The following is a 26,239-nucleotide window of genomic DNA, read 5'->3' on the forward strand; positions in this document are numbered from 1 at the left end:
CCAGTGGCTGCCCCCGTGTTCATGGCTGGTCAGCCGGTATAGACGTTCTCTTCCGGATAACGGATGCGAGTCTCGACCGGGCGGGCCAGCATAAAGGCCAGGGTCAGCGGGCCGAGACGGCCGCAGATCATCACCAGCACCAGGATCAGCTTGCCCGGCTCGCTCAGGGAGGCGGTGATGCCGGTGGAGAGACCGACGGTGGCAAATGCCGAGATGGTCTCGAACATGATTTTGTCGAACGGCAGATCCTCGGTCACCATCAGCAGGAACATCGCCAGCATCAGCACCATGGTGCTGACGATGATGATGGCCAGCGAGCGGGTCACGATCTGGGGCGACAGGGTGCGGCCAAAAGCGGTGACATGGGGCCGTTTGGTCAGAAACGCCTTGGTCGCCAGCAGCACCACCGCGAAGGTGGTGACTTTGATACCGCCACCGGTCGAGGTGGCACCGGCACCGATAAACATCAACATCATCAGAAACAGCAACGCCGCCGGGGTCATCAGCCCGATATCTATGGTATTGAAACCGGCGGTACGGGCACTGGCAGACTGGAAGAAGGCAGCCAGCAGCTGGCCACCGATACCGGCCTTGCCGAGGGTGCCCGGGTTGTTGTGTTCCAGCAGCCAGAACATCAGGGTACCGGCCAGCAGCAGCGCCGGGGTCATCAGCAACATCAGCTTGCTGTGCAGCTTCAGCTTGCGCCAGCGGCGGTTGCGCACCAGATCGACGATGACGGTAAAGCCGATCCCCCCCAGGATCAGCAGACCGGCGATGGTCAGGCTGATGATGGGGTCGTCCCTATAGTCGATGAGGTTGTTGGCAAACAGCGAAAACCCGGCGTTGTTGAAGGCTGATACCGCGTGGAAGAAGCTGACATAGAGGCCGTGCACCCAACCCATCTCGGGCACCCAGCGGATCGCCATGATGCCGGTGCCGATCAGCTGGGCAATAAAGGCGAACAGCACGATCCGTTTGACCAGCTGGATGATGTTGACCGAGCCCTCCTGTCCCAGCGCCTCCTTGGCCAGCACCTGTTGGCGCAGACCGACCCGCTTGCTGAAGATGGCGATCAGCAGCAGGGTCATGGTCATCTGGCCCAGACCGCCGATCTCCATCAGCATCAACAGGAAAATCTGCCCCTGCAGGGTGAAGGCGGTGCCGGTATCCACCACGCCAAGACCTGTCACGCTGATGGCCGAGGTGGCGGTAAACAGGGCGTTGACGAAGGTAACCTCGCCATTGTGGCTGGAGGGTTGCACCAGAAAGATGGTGCCAATCAGCAGAATGATCAGAAAGCTGCCGAGGATCAGCCGGGCTTCGCTCCAGCGAGAGTCCTGCTCCCGATGGAGGGCGAAGGCGTAGCTGCTGCGCCAGTTGATCATAGAGTTTCGAGCCAGTGGTCGATAGCGTGCTTGTTGCCCGCCAGGATCAGGATGTCGCCCAGTTGCAGCTCCATCTTGCCGGTCAGCACGTTGTGCAGCACATCACCACGCTTGATGGCGAGCAGCTGGAAATCGCTCTGTTGCAGCAGGTGGAAGTCGCCTAGTTCCCGGCCGTTCTGTTGCAGGCCAATCACGAACTCGGTCAGCACCATGTCGTGGCCCAGCTCCAGATAGTCGAACAGCCGGTTGTCCAGCATGCTCTGGGCGACCCGGCGGCCCATGTCCCACTCCGGGTTGATCACCTTGTCGGCGCCCACTTTCTGCAGGATCTTGGCGTGGAACTTGTCGCGCGCCTTGACCCACACCTTCTTCACGCCTGCCTCTTTCAAGACGAGGGTGGTGAGGATGCTGGTCTCCAGGTTGTCACCGATGGCAACGAAGACGATATCGAAATTGGCCAGTCCCAGCTCGGCCACGGTGGCCTCGTCGGTAGCATCCGCCACGATCACGTGATTGCAGAGGGCGGCGATTTGCCGGGTCTTGCTCTCGTCGATATCGATGGCCAGTACTTCGGCATCTTGCCGTTGCAGCTCTTCGCACAGCGCGCTGCCAAACAGGCCCAGGCCGATGACGGCAAACTGGTTGTTCATGAGTTGTTCCTCAGCAGTTGAAGTCGCCTACTCTAAACCACTGCTATTCCCCCGAAAAGGGCTCGGGTTTTTCGTCATGGGGCAACTTGAGGTAGACTGCGCCCTTGCACCAAGCCGGGATAGACCGATGAAACTGAATGCCAACGCCTCCTTGTTGAAGCTCAACACCCTTGCCCTCGATGCGTACTGCCTCTGGCTGGCCGAGGTGGAGCAGGTTGCCGATCTGGCGACCCTGCGTGCCGATCCGCAGCTCAACCAGCTGCCGCGCCTCAATCTGGGCGGCGGCAGCAACATGCTCTTCACCACCGATTTTCTCGGTCTGGTGGTGCTCAACCGGCTCAAGGGGATTACCGCTGAAGATGGTGGCGATCACTGGTTGCTCCATGTGGCGGCCGGTGAAGATTGGCATCAGCTGGTGCGTCATACCTTGCAACAGGGCTGGTGCGGGCTGGAGAATCTGGCGCTCATTCCCGGTACGGTCGGTGCAGCGCCGGTGCAGAACATCGGTGCCTATGGCGTTGAGCTGGCCGACTTCTGCGCCTATGTCGAGGCGTTCAACTGGCAGAGTGGCGAGATTGAACGGATCGCGGCGGCAGAGTGCCGCTTCGGGTATCGTGACAGCATCTTCAAGCACGAGTATCAGGACTCCCACCTGATCACCGCAGTCGGGCTCACACTGCCCAAGGCGTGGCAACCGGTGCTGGGCTATGGCCCGCTGGCGGCGCTCGGTGACGCGCCTTCGGCGCAGGCCATCTTCGATACCGTCTGTGCCACCCGCATGGCCAAGCTGCCGGATCCTGCGGTGCTCGGCAATGCGGGCAGCTTCTTCAAGAATCCGGTGGTGCCTGCCGCGCTGGCGGAGAATCTCAAGGCGCGCTACCCGCAGATGCCCTGCTATCCTGCTGGAGAAGGGCAGGCCAAGCTGGCGGCGGGCTGGCTCATCGATCAGTGCGGGCTGAAAGGTTTCGCCATCGGCCGCGCCGCTGTTCATCAGGAGCAGGCGCTGGTGCTGGTCAATCTGGGGGGCGCCAGTGCCATGGAGCTGATCGCGCTGGCGGCCCACGTGCGCGACAGCGTGGAGCAGACGTTTGGCGTGGTACTGGAGCACGAGGTGCGCTTCATGGGCGCACAGGGTGAAACCTGGCTCGATGAGGTGCTCTCATGACGTTGACTCCCATCAGACAGACCCTGATCATCCTGCTCAGTGACGGCCAGTTTCACTCCGGCGAACAGCTGGGCGAGCAGCTCGGCATCAGCCGGGCGGCGGTGAGCAAACACATGGCGGCGCTCAAGGAGCTGGGGCTGGATCTCTTTAGCCTGACCGGCAAGGGTTACCGGCTGGCGGTGCCGATGGCGCTCTATGACGAGGCGCAGCTGCAGGCACTGGCCCCGATGGCGCCGGTGCACTGTTTTCCGGTCATTGGCTCGACCAACCAATACCTGCTGGATCGGGTTAATGAGCTGCGCTCCGGTGAGAGCTGTCTGGCCGAGTGCCAGACCGCCGGGCGCGGTCGTCGTGGCAAACCCTGGATTTCGCCGTTTGGTTGCCAGCTGATCCTCAGCATGTACTGGCGACTCGAACAAGGCATGGCGGCAGCCATGGGGCTCAGTCTGGCGGTCGGCGTGGCAGTGGTTGAAGCGCTGGAGTCCCTTGGTTATCAGGGGGTCGAGCTCAAGTGGCCGAACGACCTCTACTATCAGGGCCGCAAGCTGGCGGGCATTGGTAGAGATGAGCGGTAGCGCCGGGGCCAGTTGTCATCTGGTGATCGGTATCGGTCTCAATCTGGCGATGCCTGCCCGCGAAGGTGAGAAGATTGATCAGGCCTGGGCCGAGCTGCGTCACATCAATCCGGAACTAGTGGATCGCAATCAACTGGCGGCCCGGATGATCGTCCATCTGCAGCGGGCGCTGCAAACCTTTGAGCAGCAGGGGTTGGCAAGCTTTGTCGATGAGTGGAACCGGCTCGATCACTTTGCCGGTCGCCCGGTACGCCTGCTGATGGGGGATCAGGAGATCCGCGGCATCGCTCGTGGCATCGACGATCGCGGCGCCCTGCGACTGGAGACAGGTGAAGGGATCAAATTCTATCTAGGGGGCGAGCTCTCCCTGCGTCGGGGCGACTGAGGGACTGCAAGGCCACTCATGATGCCAAACAGAAGAGGGGGCCTGCGGGCCCCCTCTTCGTTATCCGGCAATGGCTGTCATCATTTGCGCAGTTTGATCTGCTCGATGGCGTGCTCATGGCCCTTGGTCATGATCAGGTTGGCTCGCTCACGCGTTGGTAGGATATTCTCTTGCAAATTCAGATAGTTGATATCTTGCCAGATGTTGCTCGCGATCTGGGTCGCCTCACTCTCCGCCAGCTTGGCGTAGTTATGGAAGTAGGAGTCGGGATCCGAGAAGGCGCCGCTGCGGAATTTCAGGAAGCGTTCGATATACCAGGTGCGCAGCAGTTCGGCATCGGCATCCACATAGATGGAGAAGTCGACGAAGTCCGACACGAAGACCCGATGGGGCTCCTGAGGGTAATCCATGCCGCTTTGCAGCACATTGAGCCCTTCCAGGATCAGGATGTCCGGCTGCTCCACCACCTTCTTCTCATCGGGAATGATGTCGTAGATAAGGTGGGAGTAAACCGGCGCTTCGACCTTCTCGTGACCGGCGCGGATATTGGCGACAAACTCCACCAGATGGCGAATGTCGTAGGACTCAGGGAACCCCTTGCGGCGCATCAGGCCGCGCTCTTCCAGTACCTTGTTGGGATAGAGGAAGCCGTCGGTGGTGACCAGCTCCACCCGCGGATGTTCCGGCCAGCGCTCCAACAGGGCCTGCAGAATACGGGCCGTGGTGCTTTTGCCCCCCGCCACGCTGCCGGCAATGCTGATAATATAGGTGCCCTTGCCGCGGGACTGGCCGAGAAACTGCTCCAGCACCCGGCTGCGACGCTGTTTGGCTTTGACATAGAGATTGAGCAGGCGGGAGAGAGGCAGATAGATCTCTTCCACTTCCCGCAATGACACCTTCTCGTTGATCCCGCGCAGGGTCTGCAGATCGTGTTCGGTCAGGGTCAGGGGGACCGAATCGCGCAATAACGCCCATTGTTCGCGGGTGAATTGCAGATAGGGGTTATGCTCTGTCGTCATGGTGTCATCACTGTTTCTTGGGCACGGCGACCATACACCAAGGGTGGGGGAGCGACAAGGGACGCAGCAGGATTGGCTTGTTTGCCCCCGCTTTTTTGCAAACTTCCCAGCAATAAAGCATATTTTGCCGGGTTCAATGGTTGCATCCCCCAAAACCTTACAATAAAATGCGCGACGCTTGACTGTCTGTCGTCTATTTGCCGTGCAAAAGCGATAAACACAACGGGTGCAAGCAGAATTACCGTTGTGACAATCTGGCGTCTGGAGGGGTTCCCGAGCGGCCAAAGGGATCAGACTGTAAATCTGACGGCTCTGCCTTCGAAGGTTCGAATCCTTCTCCCTCCACCATATTTCTCTGCGGTTTGAGTTCTTTGGGTTAGAGAAATGCGGGCATCGTATAATGGCTATTACCTCAGCCTTCCAAGCTGATGATGCGGGTTCGATTCCCGCTGCCCGCTCCAAGATGCTGATATGGCTCAGGCGTTAGCAGAGCCGCACCCTAGGGTGAGTTCGGCAAGCGAACCAGCCATCAGTACCTCTCTCTTTCCCACCAGATTCAAATCCATCATATAAACTGTTCTGTGGTTAGCTTGCCACCGCGTACTCAGCGTTAGTTTAGAGGGACGATCATGTCTAAAGAAAAATTTGAGCGTAATAAACCGCACGTTAACGTGGGTACCATCGGCCACGTTGACCACGGTAAAACCACCCTGACTGCAGCTATCACTAACGTGCTGGCCAAGCACTTCGGTGGTAAAGCTTTCGCCTTCGACCAGATCGACAAGGCACCGGAAGAGCGTGAGCGTGGTATCACCATCAACACCTCCCACGTAGAATACGACACCGCGACCCGTCACTACGCCCACGTAGATTGCCCGGGTCACGCCGACTACGTTAAAAACATGATCACCGGTGCTGCCCAGATGGACGGCGCGATCCTGGTAGTAGCAGCGACTGACGGCCCGATGCCGCAGACTCGTGAGCACATCCTGCTGGGTCGTCAGGTTGGTATCCCGTACATGATCGTGTTCATGAACAAGTGTGACATGGTTGATGACGAAGAGCTGCTCGAACTGGTTGAGATGGAAGTTCGTGAACTGCTGACCGAGTACGACTTCCCGGGTGATGACCTGCCGGTAGTTCGTGGTTCCGCGCTGAAAGCGCTGGAAGGCGACGCTCAGTGGGAAGAGAAGATCATCGAGCTGGCTGGCCACCTGGATACCTACATCCCGGAGCCGGAGCGCGCGATTGACCAGCCGTTCCTGATGCCTATCGAAGACGTATTCTCCATCGCTGGCCGTGGTACCGTAGTTACCGGTCGTGTAGAGCGCGGTATCGTTAAAGTAGGTGAGACCGTAGAAATCGTTGGTATCAAAGATACCGTTTCTACCACCTGTACCGGTGTTGAAATGTTCCGCAAGCTGCTGGACGAAGGTCGTGCAGGCGAGAACATCGGCGCGCTGCTGCGTGGTGTTAAGCGTGAAGACGTAGAACGTGGTCAGGTACTGGCCAAGCCGGGTTCTATCAAGCCGCACACCAAGTTCGAATCTGAAGTGTACGTACTGTCCAAAGAAGAAGGTGGTCGTCATACCCCGTTCTTCAAAGGCTACCGTCCGCAGTTCTACTTCCGTACTACCGACGTGACCGGTACCATCGAACTGCCGGAAGGCGTAGAGATGGTAATGCCGGGCGACAACATCAAAATGGTTGTTACCCTGATTGCTCCGATCGCGATGGACGACGGCCTGCGTTTCGCTATCCGTGAAGGTGGCCGTACCGTAGGTGCCGGTGTTGTAGCCAGCGTAATCGCTTAATCTTTGGCTTACATAAATAAAGCAAAGCCCCTATAATAGGGGCTTTCTTGTGTAGGGGCGTAGTTCGAATTGGTAGAACAGCGGTCTCCAAAACCGATGGTTGCGGGTTCGAGTCCTGCCGCCCCTGCCATATACCTCGTCTCGTACGGGGCTTTTGTGTCTTTGGTTACGTCAGATACAGGTGGGTTGTATGAGTGTTAGTTCTGAGAGCCAGGGCGGAAGCAAGGATACCCTGCTTTGGGGCCTGGTTTTCATTATCCTGGCGGCCGCTGTAGTGGGTAATTACCTGCTCAACGATGTTGTCGCTGCCGTCCGCGCCCTGGGTGTGGTCGTTGTCATTGCTGCTGCTGGTGCAGTAGCCCTGCAAACCACCAAGGGAAAGGCAACACTGGCATTCGCCCGTGAGTCTCGCCTGGAAGTCCGCAAGGTCGTATGGCCGACCCGTCAGGAAGCCATTCAGACAACCCTGATTGTGCTGGCGGTGACCGCCGTGATGGGGCTGCTGCTGTTCGTTCTGGACGGTGCCTTGGTCTGGTTGGTCAACCTGATTACCGGTGTGTAAGGATAAGCCATGACTGAACAACGTGAACAACGTATGAGATGGTATGTCGTGCAGGCTTTTTCCGGCTATGAAGGCCGTGTAGCCAAGTCCCTGCGTGAACATATCAAGATGCATGGCATGGAAGACATGTTCGGTGAAGTACTGGTCCCGACCGAAGAAGTGGTCGAGATGCGTGCTGGCCAGAAGCGCAAGAGTGAGCGCAAGTTTTTCCCGGGTTATGTCCTGGTCCAGATGATCATGGATGAAACCACATGGCACCTGGTGCGTAACGTACCGCGTGTAATGGGCTTCATTGGCGGTACTTCCGACCGTCCGGCACCGATCTCTGACAAAGAGGCCGATGCCATCCTGAACCGTCTGCAGGATGCCCACGACAAGCCGCGTCCGAAAACCCTGTTTGAACCGGGCGAAATGGTGCGGGTTGCCGATGGTCCGTTTGCCGACTTCAACGGTACCGTTGAAGAGGTCGATTATGAGAAGAGCCGCGTGAAGGTCTCTGTACTGATCTTCGGTCGTTCTACTCCTGTTGAGCTGGATTTTGGTCAGGTCGAAAAGGGCTGATTGAATTCTGTACGTTTAACGGTTGTCAGGGGCAGCGAATATCTCTATAATTCGCTGCCCCTTTATTAGTTGGGGAGCCGTTTGCAGGAGCAAGTCTCCGAGGCGCTAGAACCCATATTTGAGGTAATTTCCTAATGGCTAAGAAAGTCACAGCTTATATCAAGCTGCAGGTTGCTGCTGGTGCAGCCAACCCGTCTCCTCCCGTTGGTCCTGCACTGGGTCAACACGGTGTTAACATCATGGAATTCTGTAAGGCGTTCAACGCTCGTACAGAGAAGCTGGAAAAAGGTTCACCGACTCCGGTCGTGATCACCGTTTACAGCGACCGTTCCTTCACCTTCGAAACCAAGACTCCACCCGCTTCCTTCCTGCTGAAGAAAGCTGCTGGCATCAAGTCTGGTTCTTCCAAGCCGAACAAAGACAAGGTTGGTAAGGTGACCGTTGCTCAGCTGCAAGAAATCGCCAAGACCAAAGAGCCGGATATGACTGGTGCCGATCTGGATGCAAAAGTACGTTGCATCGCAGGCTCCGCTCGTTCCATGGGTCTGGTAGTGGAGGATTAAGACAATGGCTAAACTTTCCAAGCGTATGCGCGTTATTCGCGAAAAAGTTGACGGTACAAAAGAGTACTCCATCAACGAAGCCATTGCCCTGCTGAAAGAACTGGCTACCGCCAAGTTCGTTGAAAGCGTTGACGTTGCTGTCAACCTGGGTATCGACGCTCGTAAATCTGACCAGAACGTACGTGGTGCTACTGTACTGCCGCACGGTACCGGTCGTGATGTACGCGTTGCCGTATTTACTCAAGGTGCCAACGCCGAAGCAGCAAAAGCTGCCGGTGCTGACCTGGTAGGTATGGATGACCTGGCCGATCTGGTTAAGAAAGGCGAGATGAACTTCGACGTAGTTATCGCATCCCCGGATGCCATGCGCGTTGTTGGTCAACTTGGTCAAATCCTGGGCCCGCGCGGCCTGATGCCGAACCCGAAAGTTGGTACTGTAACTCCTAACGTTGCCGAAGCTGTCAAGAACGCCAAGGCTGGTCAGGTTCGTTACCGTAACGACAAGAATGGTATCATCCATACCACTCTGGGTAAGGTTTCTTTCAACGAAGTTCAGCTGAAAGAAAACTTGGAAGCTCTGCTGGTTGCCCTGAAAAAAGGCAAGCCCTCTTCCGCCAAAGGTCAATTCATCAAGAAAGTCAGCATCTCCACCACCATGGGTGCCGGTGTTGCCGTAGACCAAGCTTCTCTGGAAGCTCAGGCCTAATTGATGGGTTTTACAAGGCGCAAAATTTAATCTATAATTTTGCGCCTTGATTGGTTGGGGGTTTCGACCTCCGTCCAAGACCGCAGGAGGCTGCAAAGCCTTAATGTTTCCTGCGTAGACGGTGCCGGAAACCCAGCGAGAAAGATTCTTTCTCTTCTGGAATCCTGCTACCGCATCGTTCCCCTCTGTTGTAAAGGTAGGGGGGATGTGTCAGTACTGGGTCAATAGACCCGGATTCAATCCAGGAGTTAAGCCAATGGCATTGGGACTCGAAGACAAAAAGGCAATTGTTGCTGAAGTCAACGAAGCTGCCAAAGGCGCTCTTTCTGCAGTTGTTGCCGATTCTCGCGGTGTAACTGTAGACAAGATGACCGTCCTGCGTAAAACCGCTCGTGAAGCCGGTGTGTACATGCGCGTTGTGCGTAACACCCTGCTGCGTCGCGCGGTAGAAGGTACCGAATACGAGTGCCTGAACGACGCATTTACCGGTCCTACCTTGATTGCTTTCTCTAACGAACACCCGGGCGCTGCTGCTCGTCTGTTCAAAGAGTTTGCCAAAGCGAACCAAAAGTTCGAAATCAAGGCTGGCGCTTTTAACGGTGAGTTTATCGCCGCAGCACAAATTGATCGTCTGGCCACGCTGCCGACTTACGAAGAAGCAATTGCGAAGTTGATGGCGACTATGAAAGAAGCCTCTGCTGGCAAGCTGGTTCGTACTATCGCTGCTGTTCGCGACCAGAAACAAGCTGCTGCTTGATTCTCGCCTATCTAGGCTGTTTGAGTTTATTCAACATCAGGAATTTTTGTCATGTCTATCACTAAAGACCAAATCATCGAAGCCGTTGCTTCCATGTCCGTAATGGAAGTTGTTGAGCTGATCGAAGCTATGGAAGAGAAGTTCGGTGTTTCTGCCGCTGCTGCCGTAATGGCTGGCCCGGCTGCTGCTGAAGCAGTAGAAGAGAAGACCGAGTTCGACGTAGTTCTGACTGCTGCTGGCGCCAACAAAGTTGCCGTTATCAAAGCCGTTCGTGGCGCTACCGGTCTGGGCCTGAAAGAAGCCAAAGATCTGGTAGAAGCTGCTCCGGCTAACCTGAAGGAAGGCGTGTCCAAGGACGAAGCTGAAGCTCTGAAGAAAGAGCTGGAAGCTGCCGGTGCTTCTGTTGAGATCAAATAATCTGCATTTATGTAGATTAGCCTGATAAAACAGGCTAGGGCTGGTGAATTTTTGTTCACCAGCCTTTTTGCGCTGTAGACTGAGAGCATTTCACACCGTTTACGACTCTCGGTGCACCAGCAATCCGGACTGTCTTCTTTCGTCCGGGCCAACACAAAACGGTGTTGAGACAGAGCTGTCCCGCGGGACAGAGTGGGTCACTTATCAGCGAGCTGAGGAACCCTATGGTTTACTCTTATACCGAAAAAAAACGCATTCGTAAGGACTTCGGTAAGCGAGACCAGGTACTGGACACGCCTTATCTGTTGTCCATTCAGCTGGACTCCTTCAAGCAGTTCATCGAGGCTGACCCGGAAGGTGAATATGGCCTAGAGGCCGCTTTCCGTAGCGTTTTCCCGATCACCAGTTACTCCGGTAGTGCTGAGCTTCAGTATGTCAGCTATCGCCTGGGTGAGCCGGTATTTGACGTAAAAGAATGCCAGATCCGTGGAGTGACCTACTCCGCGCCGCTGCGTGTCAAGCTTCGTATGGTTCTGTACGACCGTGAAGCAGCTGCCGGCACCGTCAAAGACATCAAGGAACAAGAAGTATACATGGGCGAAATTCCGCTCATGACCGAGAACGGCACCTTTGTTATCAATGGTACCGAGCGGGTTATCGTCTCCCAGCTGCACCGCAGCCCGGGCGTCTTCTTCGACCACGATAAAGGCAAAACTCATTCATCCGGTAAGGTACTGTATAACGCTCGCGTTATCCCCTACCGTGGCTCCTGGCTGGACTTCGAGTTCGATGCGAAAGACAACCTGTTTGTCCGTATCGACCGTCGTCGCAAACTGCCAGCATCCATTATTCTGCGCGCCCTGGACTTCACTTCCGAACAAATCCTGGCCACCTTCTTCGAGACCATCGGTTTTGAAGTAAAAGATGGCAAGTTGATGATGGATCTGGTGCCGGAGCGTCTGCGTGGTGAAACTGCGACCTTTGACATCGTGGCCAATGGCGCCGTGGTGGTTGAGACCGGTCGTCGTGTGACTGCGCGTCACATCCGTCAGTTGGAAAAAGACGCCGTTACCCAGATTGAGGTACCGGTTGAGTATGTTGTTGGCAAAGTTGCTGCCAAGGACTACGCACATCCGCAAACTGGTGAGATGGTCGTGACCGCCAACCAGGCGCTGAGCCTGGAAGCGATCGCCAACCTGTCCCAAGCCGGCTTCAAGCATTTCGAGGTTCTGTTCACCAACGAACTGGATCACGGTGCCTACATGTCCGAGACCCTGCGTGTCGACTCCAGCTCCAACCGTTTGGAAGCGCTGGTCGAGATCTATCGCATGATGCGTCCGGGCGAGCCGCCTACTCGCGAAGCTGCAGAACAGCTGTTCGAAAACCTGTTCTTCTCCGCCGAGCGTTACGACCTGTCTACCGTAGGTCGGATGAAGTTCAACCGCCGTCTGGGTCGTGAAGACGAGACTGGCGCAGGTGTACTGACCAAAGACGACATCGTCGATGTGATGAAGCGCCTGATCGACATCCGTAACGGTAACGACGAAGTGGACGATATCGACCACTTGGGTAACCGTCGTATCCGTTCTGTCGGTGAAATGGCTGAAAACCAGTTCCGCGTCGGTCTGGTGCGTGTCGAGCGTGCGGTCAAGGAGCGTCTCTCCCTGGGCGACCTGGACACCCTGATGCCGCAGGATCTGATCAATGCCAAGCCGATCTCCGCCGCAGTAAAAGAGTTCTTTGGTTCCAGCCAGCTGTCCCAGTTTATGGACCAGAACAACCCGCTCTCCGAAGTGACCCACAAGCGTCGTATTTCCGCGCTGGGCCCGGGCGGTTTGACTCGTGAGCGTGCCGGCTTTGAAGTCCGAGACGTACACCCGACCCACTACGGTCGTCTGTGCCCTATCGAGACTCCTGAAGGTCCGAACATCGGTCTGATCAACTCTCTGTCCGTGTACTCTCGTACCAACGAGTACGGTTTCCTCGAGACCCCGTACCGCAAGGTCATTGACGGTGTGATCACCGACGAAGTGGACTACCTGTCTGCTATTGAAGAAGGCAAGTACGTGATCGCACAGGCTAACGCCGCGACCACCGAAGATGGCCGTCTGAAAGATGAATTGATCCCGTGCCGTCACAAAGGTGAATCCACCTTTATGAACGCCGACCAGATCCAGTATATGGACGTGAGCCCGCAGCAGATCGTATCTGTAGCAGCGGCTCTGATCCCGTTCCTGGAACACGATGACGCGAACCGCGCATTGATGGGTTCAAACATGCAACGTCAGGCTGTACCGACTCTGCGTGCTGACAAGCCGCTGGTAGGTACCGGTATGGAACGCGCTGTGGCCGTTGACTCCGGTGTAACCGTAGTGGCCAAGCGTGGCGGCGTAATCGACTATGTCGATGCCTCCCGTATCGTCCTGAAGGTCAATGAAGATGAGCTGATGCCAGGCGAAGCCGGTATCGACATCTACAACCTGACCAAATACACCCGTTCCAACCAGAACACCTGTATCAACCAGCGTCCTTGCGTGATGTTGGGTGAGCCGGTGATGGCTGGCGACGTACTGGCTGATGGCCCGTCCACCGACCTAGGTGAACTGGCGCTGGGTCAGAACATGCGCGTCGCGTTCATGCCGTGGAACGGTTACAACTTCGAAGACTCGATCCTGGTGAACGAGCGTGTTGTTCAGGAAGATCGCCTGACCACCATCCATATCCAGGAACTGGCCTGTATCTCCCGTGACACCAAGCTGGGTCCGGAAGAGATCACTGCTGACATCCCGAACGTGGGTGAAGCCGCTCTGTCCAAGCTGGACGAGTCCGGTATCGTCTACGTGGGTGCCGAAGTGAAGGGCGGCGACATTCTGGTCGGTAAGGTAACCCCGAAAGGTGAAACCCAGCTGACGCCGGAAGAGAAGCTGCTGCGCGCCATCTTCGGTGAGAAGGCGTCCGATGTGAAGGACTCCTCCCTGCGTGTACCGAACGGTGTGTACGGTACCGTGGTTGACGTGCAAGTCTTTACCCGCGATGGCGTGGAAAAAGACAAGCGCGCCAAAGAAATCGAAGAGATGCAGCTGAAGGAAGCGAAGAAGGACTTGACCGAAGAGTTCAAGATCCTGGAAGACGGCATTTTCGGCCGTTCCCGCAACCTGCTGCTGGCCGCCGGTTACAGCGAAGATCGTCTGAACAAGCTCGATCGCTCCAAGTGGTTTGAACTGGCCATCGAAGACGAAGGCAAGCAGACCGAACTGGAACAGATCGCTGAACAGCACGTTGAGCTGAAAGCCGAGTTCGACAAGAAATTCGAGAACAAGCGTCGCAAGATTATCCAGGGTGATGATCTGGCGCCGGGCGTACTGAAAATCGTCAAGGTTTATCTGGCAGTCAAGCGTCGCATCCAGCCGGGTGACAAGATGGCGGGCCGTCACGGTAACAAGGGTGTTATCTCCAAGATCTGTCCGGTCGAGGATATGCCTCATGACGAGTTCGGCCGTCCTGTCGACATCGTACTGAACCCGTTGGGCGTACCATCCCGTATGAACATCGGTCAGATCCTCGAAGTGCACCTGGGCCTTGCGGCCAAGGGTATCGGCGAGAAGATCGATCGCATGGTCAAAGAGCAGCGCGAGCTGCACGAGATGCGCAACTTCCTGCAGCAGGTCTATGACCTGGGCGAGAAGGACACCCAGCAAGTGAACATCGCCGAACTGTCTGACGACGACGTACGTACCCTGGTGGGTAACCTGCGTAAGGGTCTGCCGGTTGCTACTCCAGTGTTTGATGGTGCCAAAGAGCGCGAAATCAAAGCCCTGCTGAAGCTGGCCGATCTGCCGGAATCCGGTCAGATTGATCTGTTCGATGGCCGTACCGGTAACCGCTTCGAGCGTAAAGTAACCGTTGGTTACATGTACATGCTCAAGCTGAACCACCTGGTCGACGACAAGATGCACGCGCGTTCTACCGGTTCTTACAGCCTGGTTACCCAGCAGCCGCTGGGTGGTAAGGCTCAGTTCGGTGGTCAGCGTTTCGGTGAGATGGAAGTGTGGGCCCTGGAGGCTTACGGTGCGGCATATACCCTGCAGGAAATGCTGACCGTCAAGTCTGACGATGTGAATGGCCGTACCAAGATGTATAAGAACATCGTGGATGGCGACCACCGTATGGAGCCGGGCATGCCCGAATCCTTCAACGTATTGCTGAAGGAAATCCGCTCTCTGGGTATCAACATCGAGCTGGACGAAGAGTAAGAGCTCGCTCTTATTGTTCGAGAATTGACGTGGGCGCCCCGCTGTTTTGGCAGCTGGGGCGCCGAGGTTAGACTCCTGACAGGGGAAACACGTGAAAGACTTACTCAAGTTTTTGAAGGCTCAGACCAAGACCGAAGAGTTTGACAGTATCAAGATCGGTCTGGCCTCTCCTGACATGATCCGCTCCTGGTCATTCGGTGAGGTCAAAAAGCCTGAGACCATCAACTACCGGACTTTCAAGCCGGAGCGTGATGGTCTGTTCTGCGCCCGTATCTTCGGACCGGTGAAGGACTACGAGTGTCTGTGCGGCAAGTACAAGCGCCTGAAACACCGTGGTGTGATCTGTGAGAAGTGCGGCGTTGAAGTGACCCAGACCAAGGTCCGTCGTGAGCGTATGGGCCACATCGAGCTGGCCAGCCCGACTGCCCACATCTGGTTCCTGAAGTCCCTGCCGTCCCGTATCGGTCTGCTGCTGGACATGACCCTGCGCGACATCGAGCGTGTGCTCTACTTCGAATCTTTCGTGGTAATCGAGCCGGGCATGACCAACCTCGAACGCAGCCAGATGCTCTCTGAAGAGCAGTACCTGGATGCGCTGGAAGAGTGGGGCGACGAATTTGACGCCAAGATGGGTGCCGAAGCAATCCTGGCATTGCTGCGCGCTATCGATCTGGAAGGTGAAGTCAAAACCATGCGTGAGGAGCTGGATCAAACCAACTCCGAGACCAAGCGCAAGAAGACCACCAAGCGTCTGAAGCTGATGGAAGCTTTCCTGCAGTCCGGCAACAAGCCGGAGTGGATGATCATGACAGTGCTGCCTGTGCTGCCGCCGGACCTGCGTCCGCTGGTACCGCTGGACGGCGGCCGTTTCGCGACTTCCGATCTGAACGATCTGTACCGTCGCGTGATCAACCGTAACAACCGCTTGAAGCGTCTGCTGGATGGCTGCTCCGGACATCATCGTGCGCAACGAAAAGCGTATGCTGCAAGAGTCCGTCGATGCCCTGCTGGATAACGGCCGTCGTGGTCGTGCCATCACCGGTTCCAACAAGCGCCCGCTGAAATCCCTGGCTGACATGATCAAGGGTAAGCAGGGTCGTTTCCGTCAGAACCTGCTCGGTAAGCGTGTCGACTACTCCGGTCGTTCCGTTATCACCGTAGGCCCGACTCTGCGTCTGCATCAGTGCGGTCTGCCGAAGAAGATGGCGCTGGAACTGTTCAAGCCGTTCATCTATGGCAAGCTGGAAACCCGCGGTCTGGCGACCACTATCAAGGCCGCCAAGAAGATGGTGGAGCGCGAGGAAGCTGTCGTTTGGGATATCCTGGACGAAGTGATCCGCGAACACCCGGTTCTGCTGAACCGTGCACCGACTCTGCACCGTCTGGGTATCCAGGCATTCGAACCGACTCTGGTCGAAGGTAAGGCAATCCAGCTGCACCCGCTGGTTTGTGCTGCGTATAACGCGGACTTCGATGGTGACCAGATGGCGGTCCACGTACCGCTGACCCTGGAAGCCCAGCTGGAAGCGCGTGCGCTGATGATGTCTACCAACAACATCCTGTCGCCTGCCTCCGGTGAGCCGATCATCGTTCCTTCTCAGGACGTGGTCTTGGGTCTGTACTACATGACCCGTGCCCGTATCAACGCCAAAGGCGAAGGTATGGTGCTGGCCGGCCCGAAAGAAGCCGAGAAAGTATATCGCGCCGGTCTGGCCGATCTGCATGCTCGTGTGAAAGTACGCATTACCGAATACCTGCGTCAGGAAGACGGTTCTCTGCGTGAACACACCGAGATGAAGAACACCACCGTTGGTCGTGCGATCCTGAGCCTGATCCTGCCGAAAGGTATGGAATACGCCCTGATCGACGAGCCGAAGGTGCTGACTGCTGCAGAACAGGCTGATCTGGATGCCAATCCGCAGAACTGGATCAAGTGCGTATCCAACAAGGCGCTGGGCAAAAAGCTCATCTCCCGTCTGCTGAACACCTGCTATCGCAAGCAGGGCCTGAAGGACACCGTTATCTTCGCTGACCAGCTGATGTATACCGGTTTCCACTACGCGGCCCTGTCCGGTGCTTCCGTTGGTATCGATGACATGGTCATCCCGGATGCCAAGAAAGACATCATCGCGGCAGCCGAAGCCGAAGTTGCCGAGATCCAGGACCAGTTCCTGTCAGGTCTGGTGACTGCGGGTGAGCGTTACAACAAGGTTATCGATATCTGGGCCAGCGCCAACGAGCGCGTCTCCAAGGCCATGATGGAGAACTTGTCCAAAGAGCGTAACGTCAACTCGCTGGGTGAAGAAGAAGAGCAGGCCTCGTTCAACAGCATCTTTATGATGGCCGACTCTGGTGCGCGTGGTTCCGCCGCCCAGATCCGTCAGCTGGCCGGTATGCGTGGCCTGATGGCCAAGCCGGATGGCTCCATCATCGAGACCCCGATCATCGCGAACTTCCGCGAAGGTCTGAACGTACTGCAGTACTTTATCTCTACCCACGGTGCTCGTAAGGGTCTGGCGGATACCGCACTGAAGACTGCGAACTCCGGTTACCTGACTCGTCGTCTGGTAGACGTGGCGCAAGATATGGTGATCACCGAGGACGATTGCGGCACTACCGACGGTCTGTGGATGACTCCGCTGATCGAGGGTGGCGACGTGGTCGAGCCGCTGCGTGAGCGCGTGCTGGGTCGTGTGGTGGCAGAAGATGTCATCAAGCCGGGTACCGAGGACGAGATCCTGGTTGCTCGCAACACCCTGCTCGACGAGCAGCTGTGTGACCTGCTGGAACGCAACTCCGTTGACCGTGTGAAGGTACGTTCTGCCATCACCTGTGAAACTGACTTCGGTAACTGTGCTCACTGCTACGGCCGTGATCTGGCCCGTGGTCACCTGGTTAACAAGGGTGAGGCTGTCGGTGTTATCGCCGCCCAGTCCATCGGTGAACCGGGTACCCAGCTGACGATGCGTACTTTCCACATCGGTGGTGCTGCATCTCGTGCCGCTGCTGAAAGCAGCATCCAGGTCAAGAACACCGGTACCATCAAGCTGCAGAACGCCAAGTTCGTTCACAACAGCGATGACAAACTGGTTATCACCTCACGTTCTACCGAACTGACCATCATGGACGACATGGGCCGTACCAAGGAAAGCCACAAGCTGCCTTACGGTTCCGTGCTGGAAGTGAAGGACGGCCAGGCCGTGAGCGCAGGCGAGACCGTTGCCAACTGGGATCCGCACACCCACCCGATCATCACCGAAGTGGCAGGTCGCCTGCAGTTCGAACACATGATCGATGGCGTGACCATCACTCGTCAGACCGACGAGCTGACCGGTCTCTCTTCTATCGTTGTTCTGGACGTCAACGAGCGTCCGAGCGCCGGTAAAGAGATGCGTCCGACCGTTAAACTGGTCGACCTGAACGGCAAAGACGTGATGATTCCGGGTACCGATGTAGCCGCCCAGTACTTCCTGCCGGGCAAGGCGATCGTGAACCTGGAAGATGGTGCCAACGTGGGCGTGGGTGACGCGGTAGCGCGTATCCCGCAAGAGTCCGGCGGTACCAAGGACATCACCGGTGGTCTGCCGCGCGTTGCGGATCTGTTCGAAGCTCGTCAACCGAAGGAACCGGCAATTCTGGCCGAGATCTCCGGTACCATCTCTTTCGGGAAAGAGACCAAGGGCAAACGCCGTCTGGTCATCACCCCGACTGATGGTGGCAACGTCTACGAAGAGATGATTCCGAAGTGGCGTAACCTGAACGTGTTCGAAGGTGAAAAAGTTGAGAAGGGTGAAGTGCTGGCGGACGGTCCTGAGTCTGCTCACGACATCCTGCGTCTGCGCGGTATCAGCCCGGTAGCCAACTACATCGCCAACGAAGTGCAGGACGTTTACCGTCTGCAAGGCGTTAAGATCAACGACAAGCACATCGAAGTCATCGTTCGTCAGATGCTGCGCAAGTGCGAGATCCTGAGCGCTGGCGATACCGATCTGATCGAAGGCGAACAGGTTGAAGTGGCTCGTGTGAAGATTGCCAACCGTAAGCTGGTTGCCGAGGGCAAGACCCCTGCGACCTACCGTCATGTACTGATGGGTATTACCAAGGCATCTCTGAGCACCGAGTCCTTCATCTCCGCGGCTTCCTTCCAGGAAACCACTCGCGTTCTGACCGAAGCCGCCGTAGGTGGCAAGCGTGATGAACTGCGTGGTCTGAAAGAGAACGTCATCGTGGGTCGTCTGATCCCGGCTGGTACCGGCTTTGCCTACCACCACAGCCGGATCAACCAGCGTGCTGCCGCAGCTCGTGCTGTTGGCACCCCGCAGGTGACCGCTGATGAAGCGGAGCAGAACCTGGCGGATCTGCTGAACGCAGCCGGTAGCTTCGACGAAGAGTAACTCGTCATCCGTGATTAAAAAGGGCTCCTTCAAGGAGCCCTTTTTGTTGGCCAATTCCTCGGCAAAGGTAGACGCAGCGCGGGTTTCAGGATGATCCAGAGCAAAGTTGTAGAGTAAAAAATCAAAAAAAGTTGACTTTACTCCCCTGCAATTTAAAACTCGGGAAAGTTGAATGGTTATTACAGGGGTAGAACATGACTGTCGGTATCGAGGAAGCCATGCTTCCCGAAGAACAGCTGATCAGCCGCACTTTTACAGATGAAGACAGGGAATTGTTGCGCTCATACGATGGGCTCATCGATGGCTTGGCCGAGCTGTTCGGCAAGCATTGTGAAGTGGTACTCCACTCCCTGGAAAATCTGCACGAGTCGGTGATCAAGATCGCCAACGGCTTCAATACCGGACGCACCCTCGGGGCGCCCATCACCGATCTCGCCCTGCGCATGCTCAAGGACATCGAGAGCACCGGCCAGGATTACACCCAGAGCTATTTCGCTCGCAGCCGTACCGGCGCGCTGATGAAGTCGAGCACCATCGCCATTCGCAACAGCGAGCGGCAAGTAGTGGGGCTTATCTGCATCAATCTGCACATCAATGCGCCTTTCCACGAGTTCGTGGCCGAATTTTTCCCGACGCCCCAGCAGGCGGCGCGTCAGTCACCAGAGACCTTCGCCAACAGCGTGGAAGAGCTGGTTGCCCAGACGGTGGATAACACCATCGACGAGATCAATCGCGATCCCACCGTGGCCAATAATGCCAAGAATCGCTTCATCGTGACCCAGCTGTTCGAGAAGGGCATTTTCGATATCAAGGATTCGATCAATCTGGTGGCGGACAAACTCAATATTTCAAAACATACCGTTTATCTTTACATCCGACAGCGCAAGCAGGGTGAAGACGAGAACGAGTAACTCATTCCAGAAGGGGATAGATGAATGGCTAAAGAAGTGATTGCAACCGACAAGGCGCCTGCCGCGATTGGTCCGTATGTTCAGGCTACCAAGGTTGGCGAGATGATCTTCACCTCCGGGCAGATCCCGCTCGATCCTGCCACCATGGAAATCGTGGCTGGCGGCATCGAAGAGCAGGCCGAACGGGTGATGAAGAACCTGGTTGCTGTGTTGCACGCTGCCGGTGCCGATGCCAGCAAAGTGGTCAAAACCACCTGCTTCCTGAGCGACATGAACAACTTCGTTGCCTTCAACCAGGTCTATGCCCGCTACTTTGGCGATGCGGCGCCAGCCCGCTCCTGCGTGGAGGTGGCCCGTCTGCCGAAAGATGTGCTGGTCGAGGTCGAGGCGATTGCCCATCTCTGATCAACAGATTGAATCAAGCCCCTCCTGGCAGGGGCTTTTTTGTTTTTGGCGTAAAATGGACCGGGTCAGCACAGGAGTCCTGCTATGAGTCTGAGTTTTGCCATCCTGGTCACGGGGCCCGCCTATGGCACCCAATCGGCCAGCACAGCCTATCGTTTTGCCCGCACCCTGTTGGCACAGGGGCATACCTTGTCCCACCTGTTCTTCTATCAGGACGGGGTCTGCAACGGCAACGGTTTGCATCTGCCTGCATCCGATGAGACTGACCTGGTGCGTCTGTGGCGAGAGCTGGCAGCAGAGCAGGGGATCCGTATCGACGTCTGTGTCGCCGCTGCCATGCGACGCGGTGTGCTCGATGAACAGGAAGCCAAGGGGGCAGGGCAGGTACACTTCAATCTGCAAGCGCCATTTTGTCTGAGCGGTCTGGGCCAGTTGGCCGAGGCGGCGCTCACCGCCGATCGACTGGTTCAGTTTTAGGGGGAGTCATGAGCAAGAAAATCGCCTTTATCTGCAGTCGTGGCCCCCATGGCCATGCCGCCGGCCGGGAAGGACTGGATGCCTTGTTGGCCACCTCGGCCATGAGCGATGAGCTGGCGCTCTTCCTGATTGGGGACGGTGTGCTGCAACTGCTCAAGGAGCAGCAGCCTGCCGCCATTTTACAGCGCCACTACGCACCTACCTTCAAGATGCTGGAACTCTACGACATCGAAGAGGTCTATGTTTGTGCTGACTCGCTGGCAGAGCGTGGCGTGACTGTGGATGATCTGCTGATCCCCGTCGAGAGTCTACCGCGCCAGGAACTGGCTCGGCGCTGGGCACAATGTTCGACTCACATCAGCTTTTGAGGTCTCCATGTTGCATCTGATATTGAACTCCCCTTTTCAGAGTCAGGCTCTGGCAGAGGCGCTCTCATACCTTCAGCCCGAGGATGAGCTGGTACTGATGCAGGATGCCGTGATTGCGGCATCGGCTCCCCAGTGGAGCGCGCGGCTGGCGGGTATCCCGCTTTATGTGATGCAGGAAGATCTGCAAGCTCGCGGTTTGCAGCATCGGGTGGGTAATGTGCTCGATATGGCGGGTCTGGTGGCACTGATTGCGCAAAAAGGTTCCCCGCGCACCTGGGGTGGCTGAGAAGCACATTTCCAAGAAAATTCAAGATGATGTCGTGAAATCAAACGGATCCGAATTGCCCTTTTGTGACGCAAATTGTATAAATCTTGACTCCCCAGACAACAGGGCATAAAATTTCGCGTCCCCGTATCTGCGGGGAGGATTTTCCACACGTTTATGAAGTCATTATCAGGAGCCTTTTGATGGCAACTATTAACCAGTTGGTTCGCAAGCCACGCATCAAGCTCGTTGTGAAAAGCAACGTGCCGGCGCTGGAAGCGTGCCCTCAGAAGCGTGGCGTATGCACTCGTGTATATACCACCACCCCGAAGAAGCCTAACTCTGCACTGCGTAAAGTGTGCCGTGTACGTCTGACCAACGGCTTCGAAGTCACCTCCTACATCGGTGGTGAAGGTCACAACCTGCAAGAGCACTCTGTTGTTCTGATCCGTGGCGGTCGTGTAAAAGACTTGCCAGGTGTTCGTTATCACACCGTTCGTGGTGCGTTGGACTGTGCCGGTGTTAAAGACCGTAAGCAGGCTCGCTCCAAGTATGGCGTGAAGCGTCCTAAAGCTTAATGGTTCTCCGTTAAGTAAGGCCAAACGTTAATTCGTTTCTAGTTAGATAGCTTTCTAGTTTTGGGTAATCCCTGAAGTTACGGAGAATTTGAAATGCCAAGACGTCGTGTTGTTGGTCAGCGTAAAATCCTGCCAGATCCCAAGTTCGGATCAGAGCTGCTGGCTAAATTTGTCAACGTAGTAATGGTTGACGGTAAGAAATCTGTTGCAGAAGCCATTGTTTATGGCGCCCTGGACATCATTGCCACCAAATCTGGCAAAGAGCACCTGGCCGTATTCGAAGAAGCTCTGGATAACATTCGTCCGGCGGTCGAGGTTAAATCTCGTCGCGTCGGTGGTGCAACCTATCAGGTGCCGGTAGAAGTTCGTCCGGTACGTCGCAATGCCCTGGCAATGCGCTGGTTGGTTGATGCCGCTCGTAAACGTGGTGAAAAATCAATGGCTCAGCGTCTGGCTGGCGAGCTGCTGGATGCCGCTGACAATAAGGGTTCGTCTGTCAAGAAACGTGAAGACGTTCACCGTATGGCTGAAGCGAACAAAGCCTTCGCTCACTTCCGCTGGTAATCCGCTTGCGCAGGGTCTTTTGACTCTGCGCACCTTTAATTATCTAGGGACAAGCGCCTTAGTAAGAGGATGACAATGGCTCGTACAACCCCCATTGAGCGTTATCGTAACATCGGTATCTCCGCTCACATTGACGCCGGTAAGACTACTACTACCGAGCGCGTACTGTTTTACACCGGTGTAAGTCACAAGATCGGTGAAGTTCACGATGGCGCTGCCACCATGGACTGGATGGAACAGGAACAAGAGCGTGGTATCACCATCACCTCCGCCGCGACCACCGCTTTCTGGTCCGGTATGGGTAAACAGTTCCAACCGCACCGTATCAACATCATCGATACCCCGGGCCACGTTGACTTTACTATCGAAGTAGAGCGTTCAATGCGTGTTCTGGACGGTGCCGTGATGGTGTACTGTGCCGTAGGTGGCGTACAGCCACAGTCTGAAACCGTATGGCGTCAGGCTAACAAGTACAAGGTTCCCCGTATCGCGTTCGTCAACAAGATGGACCGTACCGGCGCCAACTTCCTGCGCTGCGTTGAGCACATCAAGACCCGTCTGAAAGGTACTCCGGTTCCCCTTCAGCTGAACATCGGCTCTGAAGAGAACTTCAAGGGCGTTGTTGACCTGGTCAAGATGAAAGCCATCAACTGGAATGAAGCTGATCAGGGCGTATCCTTCGATTACGAAGACGTCCCGGCTGAGTTGCTGGAACAGGCGCAAGAAATGCGTATGAATCTGGTTGAAGCCGCTGCTGAAGCGTCTGAAGACCTGATGGAAAAATACCTGGGCGGCGAAGAGCTGACCGAGGAAGAGATCAAAGGTGCTCTGCGTCAGCGCGTGCTGAACAACGAAATCATCCTGGTAACCTGTGGCTCCGCGTTCAAGAACAAGGGCGTACAGGCAATGCTGGATGCCGTGATCGAGTACCTGCCGGCTCCGACCGACGTTGCTGCTATCGACGGCCTGAAAATGGACGGCGAGACCAAAGACGAGCGTCACGCTTCCGATGACGAGCCGTTCTCTGCTCTGGCGTTCAAGATCGCTACCGACCCGTTCGTTGGTAACCTGACCTTCTTCCGTGTCTACTCTGGCGTGATCAACTCCGGTGACACCGTGCTGAACTCCGTCAAGGACAAGCGCGAGCGTTTTGGCCGTATCGTTCAGATGCATGCCAACAAGCGTGAAGAGATCAAAGAAGTACGCGCTGGTGACATCGCTGCTGCTATCGGTCTGAAAGACGTGACCACTGGTGACACCCTGTGTGACCCGAACGCACCGATCATCCTCGAGCGTATGGAATTCCCGGAGCCGGTAATTTCTATCGCGGTTGAGCCGAAAACCAAGGCTGACCAGGAGAAGATGGGTCTGGCACTGGGCCGTCTGGCTCAGGAAGATCCGTCCTTCCGCGTATGGACTGACGAAGAGTCAGGTCAAACCATCATCGCTGGTATGGGTGAGCTGCACCTGGACATCATCGTTGACCGTATGCGTCGCGAGTTCAAGGTTGAAGCCAACGTAGGTAAGCCGCAGGTTGCCTACCGTGAAACCATCCGTACCACCGTTAAAGACATCGAAGGCAAGCATGCCAAGCAGTCTGGTGGTCGCGGTCAATACGGTCATGTTGTTATCGACATGTACCCGCTGGAAGAAGGCAAAGCCTACGAATTCGTCAACGACATCAAAGGTGGTGTCATTCCTGGTGAATTCATCCCGGGTGTTGATAAAGGTATCCGTGAGCAGCTCAAATCTGGTCCGCTGGCTGGTTACCCGGTTATGGATCTGGGTGTGCGTCTGCACTTCGGTTCTTACCACGATGTCGACTCTTCCGAACTGGCGTTCAAAATCGCTGCTTCCATGGCCTTTAAGGCTGGCTTCATGAAAGCCAACCCGGTTCTGCTCGAACCGATCATGAAAGTAGAAGTTGAAACTCCGGAAGATTACATGGGCGACGTTATCGGTGACCTGAACCGTCGTCGTGGCCTGATCGAAGGTATGGAAGATGGCCCGTCCGGCAAGATCGTACGTGCTCTGGTGCCGCTGGCCGAAATGTTCGGTTATGCAACTGCACTGCGTTCCGCTACCCAGGGTCGTGCTTCCTACGCCATGGAATTCGCCAAGTATCACGATGCACCGACCAACGTTGCACAAGCCGTGATCGAAGAGCGCAAATCCAAGTAATTTAAGATTCCCCGCCTACGACGGTAGGCGGGTTTAACCTAGAAGGACTACGTCGTGTCTAAAGAAAAATTTGAGCGTAATAAACCGCACGTAAACGTCGGCACCATCGGCCACGTTGACCACGGTAAAACCACCCTGACTGCAGCTATCACCAACGTGCTGGCCAAGCACTTCGGTGGTAAAGCTTTCGCCTTTGACCAGATCGACAAGGCACCGGAAGAGCGTGAGCGTGGTATCACCATCAACACCTCCCACGTAGAATACGACACCGCTACCCGTCACTACGCCCACGTAGATTGCCCGGGTCACGCCGACTACGTTAAAAACATGATCACCGGTGCTGCCCAGATGGACGGCGCGATCCTGGTAGTAGCAGCGACTGACGGCCCGATGCCGCAGACTCGTGAGCACATCCTGCTGGGTCGTCAGGTTGGTATTCCGTACATGATCGTGTTCATGAACAAGTGTGACATGGTTGATGACGAAGAGCTGCTCGAACTGGTTGAGATGGAAGTTCGTGAACTGCTGACCGAGTACGACTTCCCGGGTGATGACCTGCCGGTAGTTCGTGGTTCCGCACTGAAAGCGCTGGAAGGCGACGCTCAGTGGGAAGAGAAGATCATCGAGCTGGCTGGCCACCTGGATACCTACATCCCGGAGCCGGAGCGCGCGATTGACCAGCCGTTCCTGATGCCTATCGAAGACGTATTCTCTATCGCTGGCCGTGGTACCGTAGTTACCGGTCGTGTAGAGCGCGGTATCGTTAAAGTAGGTGAGACTGTAGAAATCGTTGGTATCAAGATACCGTTTCTACCACCTGTACCGGTGTTGAAATGTTCCGTAAGCTGCTGGACGAAGGTCGTGCAGGCGAGAACATCGGCGCGCTGCTGCGTGGTGTTAAGCGTGAAGACGTAGAGCGTGGTCAGGTACTGGCCAAGCCGGGTTCTATCAAGCCGCACACCAAGTTCGAATCTGAAGTGTACGTACTGTCCAAAGAAGAAGGTGGTCGTCATACCCCGTTCTTCAAAGGCTACCGTCCGCAGTTCTACTTCCGTACTACCGACGTGACCGGTACCATCGAACTGCCGGAAGGCGTAGAGATGGTAATGCCGGGCGACAACATCAAAATGGTTGTTACCCTGATTGCTCCGATCGCAATGGACGACGGTCTGCGTTTCGCTATCCGTGAAGGTGGCCGTACCGTAGGTGCTGGTGTTGTAGCTAGCGTAATCGCCTAATCGATTCGTTATATACAGACATGAAAAGGGGTGGCCTCGGCCACCC

20 protein-coding genes, 3 tRNA genes and 3 pseudogenes are annotated in these 26,239 nt (G+C 56.1%); 23 read left to right on the plus strand and 3 right to left on the minus strand.

Annotation, left to right across the window (positions count from 1 at the left end):
• Window positions 1-29: 29 nt before the first annotated feature.
• Window positions 30-1,385, minus strand: coding sequence for a TrkH family potassium uptake protein (locus ACTG2B_RS01590; RefSeq protein WP_005341850.1), 1,356 nt, complete (start codon window positions 1,383-1,385; stop codon window positions 30-32).
• Window positions 1,382-2,035, minus strand: coding sequence for a potassium channel family protein (locus ACTG2B_RS01595; RefSeq protein WP_005339863.1), 654 nt, complete (start codon window positions 2,033-2,035; stop codon window positions 1,382-1,384). The genes ACTG2B_RS01590 and ACTG2B_RS01595 overlap by 4 nt, the downstream gene beginning before the upstream one ends.
• Window positions 2,036-2,162: 127 nt before the next feature.
• On the opposite strand from ACTG2B_RS01595, the gene murB reads away from it, so the two are divergent.
• Both murB and birA read left to right on the plus strand, forming a co-directional pair.
• Window positions 2,163-3,200, plus strand: a complete 1,038-nt coding sequence (murB, locus tag ACTG2B_RS01600) for a UDP-N-acetylmuramate dehydrogenase (protein WP_439995098.1) — start codon at window positions 2,163-2,165, stop codon at window positions 3,198-3,200.
• Window positions 3,197-4,160: pseudogene (gene birA, locus ACTG2B_RS01605) on the plus strand (bifunctional biotin--[acetyl-CoA-carboxylase] ligase/biotin operon repressor BirA). The gene murB and the pseudogene birA overlap by 4 nt, the downstream one beginning before the upstream one ends.
• A gap of 80 nt (window positions 4,161-4,240) precedes the next feature.
• Here the strand turns inward: birA and coaA are convergent.
• Complete coding sequence (gene coaA, locus ACTG2B_RS01610) at window positions 4,241-5,179, minus strand: type I pantothenate kinase (RefSeq protein ID WP_005339877.1); 939 nt, start codon at window positions 5,177-5,179, stop codon at window positions 4,241-4,243.
• Window positions 5,180-5,442: 263 nt separating this feature from the next.
• On the opposite strand from coaA, the gene ACTG2B_RS01615 reads away from it, so the two are divergent.
• The 21 genes and pseudogenes from ACTG2B_RS01615 (at window position 5,443) to tuf (ACTG2B_RS01715) (ending at window position 26,193) form a co-directional block, all read left to right on the plus strand.
• A tRNA-Tyr gene (locus tag ACTG2B_RS01615) sits at window positions 5,443-5,527 on the plus strand.
• A 38-nt stretch (window positions 5,528-5,565) separates the two neighbouring features.
• Window positions 5,566-5,640: transfer RNA gene (locus ACTG2B_RS01620), tRNA-Gly, on the plus strand.
• Between the two features lie 168 nt (window positions 5,641-5,808).
• The gene (gene tuf, locus ACTG2B_RS01625) at window positions 5,809-6,993 is read left to right on the plus strand and encodes an elongation factor Tu (protein WP_005339879.1); all 1,185 of its coding nucleotides are present in this window, start codon (window positions 5,809-5,811) and stop codon (window positions 6,991-6,993) included.
• Window positions 6,994-7,046: 53 nt separating this feature from the next.
• Window positions 7,047-7,123 (plus strand) — tRNA-Trp (locus ACTG2B_RS01630).
• A gap of 60 nt (window positions 7,124-7,183) precedes the next feature.
• A complete protein-coding gene (secE, locus tag ACTG2B_RS01635; RefSeq protein WP_005306322.1) occupies window positions 7,184-7,555 on the plus strand; it encodes a preprotein translocase subunit SecE in 372 nt (123 codons plus the stop codon).
• A gap of 9 nt (window positions 7,556-7,564) precedes the next feature.
• Window positions 7,565-8,116, plus strand: coding sequence for a transcription termination/antitermination protein NusG (gene nusG, locus ACTG2B_RS01640; RefSeq protein ID WP_005306318.1), 552 nt, complete (start codon window positions 7,565-7,567; stop codon window positions 8,114-8,116).
• Window positions 8,117-8,250: 134 nt separating this feature from the next.
• Entirely contained in the window at window positions 8,251-8,679 is a 429-nt protein-coding gene (gene rplK, locus ACTG2B_RS01645) for a 50S ribosomal protein L11 (RefSeq protein WP_005339887.1), read from the plus strand.
• 4 nt (window positions 8,680-8,683) lie between these two features.
• The gene (gene rplA, locus ACTG2B_RS01650; RefSeq protein ID WP_005339888.1) at window positions 8,684-9,385 is read left to right on the plus strand and encodes a 50S ribosomal protein L1; all 702 of its coding nucleotides are present in this window, start codon (window positions 8,684-8,686) and stop codon (window positions 9,383-9,385) included.
• Between the two features lie 256 nt (window positions 9,386-9,641).
• A complete protein-coding gene (rplJ, locus tag ACTG2B_RS01655) occupies window positions 9,642-10,142 on the plus strand; it encodes a 50S ribosomal protein L10 (RefSeq protein WP_005339895.1) in 501 nt (166 codons plus the stop codon).
• A 51-nt stretch (window positions 10,143-10,193) separates the two neighbouring features.
• A complete protein-coding gene (rplL, locus tag ACTG2B_RS01660; protein WP_005306304.1) occupies window positions 10,194-10,559 on the plus strand; it encodes a 50S ribosomal protein L7/L12 in 366 nt (121 codons plus the stop codon).
• Window positions 10,560-10,783: 224 nt separating this feature from the next.
• Window positions 10,784-14,812 (plus strand): DNA-directed RNA polymerase subunit beta, encoded by a 4,029-nt coding sequence (gene rpoB, locus ACTG2B_RS01665; RefSeq protein ID WP_005339897.1) that lies wholly within the window; start codon window positions 10,784-10,786, stop codon window positions 14,810-14,812.
• 91 nt (window positions 14,813-14,903) lie between these two features.
• Window positions 14,904-19,206: pseudogene (gene rpoC / locus ACTG2B_RS01670) on the plus strand (DNA-directed RNA polymerase subunit beta').
• A 194-nt stretch (window positions 19,207-19,400) separates the two neighbouring features.
• Window positions 19,401-20,117: a helix-turn-helix transcriptional regulator gene (locus tag ACTG2B_RS01675; RefSeq protein ID WP_005339902.1), complete on the plus strand. Its 717-nt coding sequence runs from the start codon at window positions 19,401-19,403 to the stop codon at window positions 20,115-20,117.
• Window positions 20,118-20,141: 24 nt separating this feature from the next.
• Entirely contained in the window at window positions 20,142-20,522 is a 381-nt protein-coding gene (locus ACTG2B_RS01680; protein WP_005339904.1) for a RidA family protein, read from the plus strand.
• An 84-nt stretch (window positions 20,523-20,606) separates the two neighbouring features.
• Window positions 20,607-20,999, plus strand: coding sequence for a sulfurtransferase complex subunit TusD (gene tusD, locus ACTG2B_RS01685; protein WP_042054810.1), 393 nt, complete (start codon window positions 20,607-20,609; stop codon window positions 20,997-20,999).
• Window positions 21,000-21,007: 8 nt separating this feature from the next.
• Window positions 21,008-21,367 (plus strand): sulfurtransferase complex subunit TusC, encoded by a 360-nt coding sequence (tusC, locus tag ACTG2B_RS01690; protein WP_368152836.1) that lies wholly within the window; start codon window positions 21,008-21,010, stop codon window positions 21,365-21,367.
• A 7-nt stretch (window positions 21,368-21,374) separates the two neighbouring features.
• A complete protein-coding gene (gene tusB / locus ACTG2B_RS01695) occupies window positions 21,375-21,653 on the plus strand; it encodes a sulfurtransferase complex subunit TusB (protein WP_005339909.1) in 279 nt (92 codons plus the stop codon).
• Window positions 21,654-21,835: 182 nt separating this feature from the next.
• Complete coding sequence (gene rpsL / locus ACTG2B_RS01700; RefSeq protein ID WP_005306278.1) at window positions 21,836-22,210, plus strand: 30S ribosomal protein S12; 375 nt, start codon at window positions 21,836-21,838, stop codon at window positions 22,208-22,210.
• 93 nt (window positions 22,211-22,303) lie between these two features.
• On the plus strand, window positions 22,304-22,774 hold the full coding sequence (rpsG, locus tag ACTG2B_RS01705; RefSeq protein ID WP_005339911.1) for a 30S ribosomal protein S7: 471 nt from the start codon (window positions 22,304-22,306) through the stop codon (window positions 22,772-22,774).
• 75 nt (window positions 22,775-22,849) lie between these two features.
• Window positions 22,850-24,955 carry an elongation factor G gene (gene fusA / locus ACTG2B_RS01710; protein WP_021229318.1) on the plus strand — a complete coding sequence of 702 codons (2,106 nt, stop codon included), beginning with the start codon at window positions 22,850-22,852 and terminating at the stop codon, window positions 24,953-24,955.
• Window positions 24,956-25,009: 54 nt separating this feature from the next.
• Window positions 25,010-26,193: pseudogene (gene tuf, locus ACTG2B_RS01715) on the plus strand (elongation factor Tu).
• Window positions 26,194-26,239 lie beyond the last annotated feature (46 nt).

Source organism: Aeromonas sp. 30P, from assembly GCF_051919805.1.
GTDB classification, from domain to species: Bacteria; Pseudomonadota; Gammaproteobacteria; order Enterobacterales; family Aeromonadaceae; genus Aeromonas; species Aeromonas veronii.

Excerpts from the sequence above, each read along its gene's own strand:
- ACTG2B_RS01590 (WP_005341850.1), bottom strand. The coding sequence starts at position 1,385 with ATGATCAACTGGCGCAGCAGCTACGCCTTCGCCCTCCATCGGGAGCAG.
- ACTG2B_RS01595 (WP_005339863.1), bottom strand. The coding sequence starts at position 2,035 with ATGAACAACCAGTTTGCCGTCATCGGCCTGGGCCTGTTTGGCAGCGCG.
- murB (WP_439995098.1), top strand. The coding sequence starts at position 2,163 with ATGAAACTGAATGCCAACGCCTCCTTGTTGAAGCTCAACACCCTTGCC.
- coaA (WP_005339877.1), bottom strand. The coding sequence starts at position 5,179 with ATGACGACAGAGCATAACCCCTATCTGCAATTCACCCGCGAACAATGG.
- tuf (WP_005339879.1), top strand. The coding sequence starts at position 5,809 with ATGTCTAAAGAAAAATTTGAGCGTAATAAACCGCACGTTAACGTGGGT.
- secE (WP_005306322.1), top strand. The coding sequence starts at position 7,184 with ATGAGTGTTAGTTCTGAGAGCCAGGGCGGAAGCAAGGATACCCTGCTT.
- nusG (WP_005306318.1), top strand. The coding sequence starts at position 7,565 with ATGACTGAACAACGTGAACAACGTATGAGATGGTATGTCGTGCAGGCT.
- rplK (WP_005339887.1), top strand. The coding sequence starts at position 8,251 with ATGGCTAAGAAAGTCACAGCTTATATCAAGCTGCAGGTTGCTGCTGGT.
- rplA (WP_005339888.1), top strand. The coding sequence starts at position 8,684 with ATGGCTAAACTTTCCAAGCGTATGCGCGTTATTCGCGAAAAAGTTGAC.
- rplJ (WP_005339895.1), top strand. The coding sequence starts at position 9,642 with ATGGCATTGGGACTCGAAGACAAAAAGGCAATTGTTGCTGAAGTCAAC.
- rplL (WP_005306304.1), top strand. The coding sequence starts at position 10,194 with ATGTCTATCACTAAAGACCAAATCATCGAAGCCGTTGCTTCCATGTCC.
- rpoB (WP_005339897.1), top strand. The coding sequence starts at position 10,784 with ATGGTTTACTCTTATACCGAAAAAAAACGCATTCGTAAGGACTTCGGT.
- ACTG2B_RS01675 (WP_005339902.1), top strand. The coding sequence starts at position 19,401 with ATGACTGTCGGTATCGAGGAAGCCATGCTTCCCGAAGAACAGCTGATC.
- ACTG2B_RS01680 (WP_005339904.1), top strand. The coding sequence starts at position 20,142 with ATGGCTAAAGAAGTGATTGCAACCGACAAGGCGCCTGCCGCGATTGGT.
- tusD (WP_042054810.1), top strand. The coding sequence starts at position 20,607 with ATGAGTCTGAGTTTTGCCATCCTGGTCACGGGGCCCGCCTATGGCACC.
- tusC (WP_368152836.1), top strand. The coding sequence starts at position 21,008 with ATGAGCAAGAAAATCGCCTTTATCTGCAGTCGTGGCCCCCATGGCCAT.
- tusB (WP_005339909.1), top strand. The coding sequence starts at position 21,375 with ATGTTGCATCTGATATTGAACTCCCCTTTTCAGAGTCAGGCTCTGGCA.
- rpsL (WP_005306278.1), top strand. The coding sequence starts at position 21,836 with ATGGCAACTATTAACCAGTTGGTTCGCAAGCCACGCATCAAGCTCGTT.
- rpsG (WP_005339911.1), top strand. The coding sequence starts at position 22,304 with ATGCCAAGACGTCGTGTTGTTGGTCAGCGTAAAATCCTGCCAGATCCC.
- fusA (WP_021229318.1), top strand. The coding sequence starts at position 22,850 with ATGGCTCGTACAACCCCCATTGAGCGTTATCGTAACATCGGTATCTCC.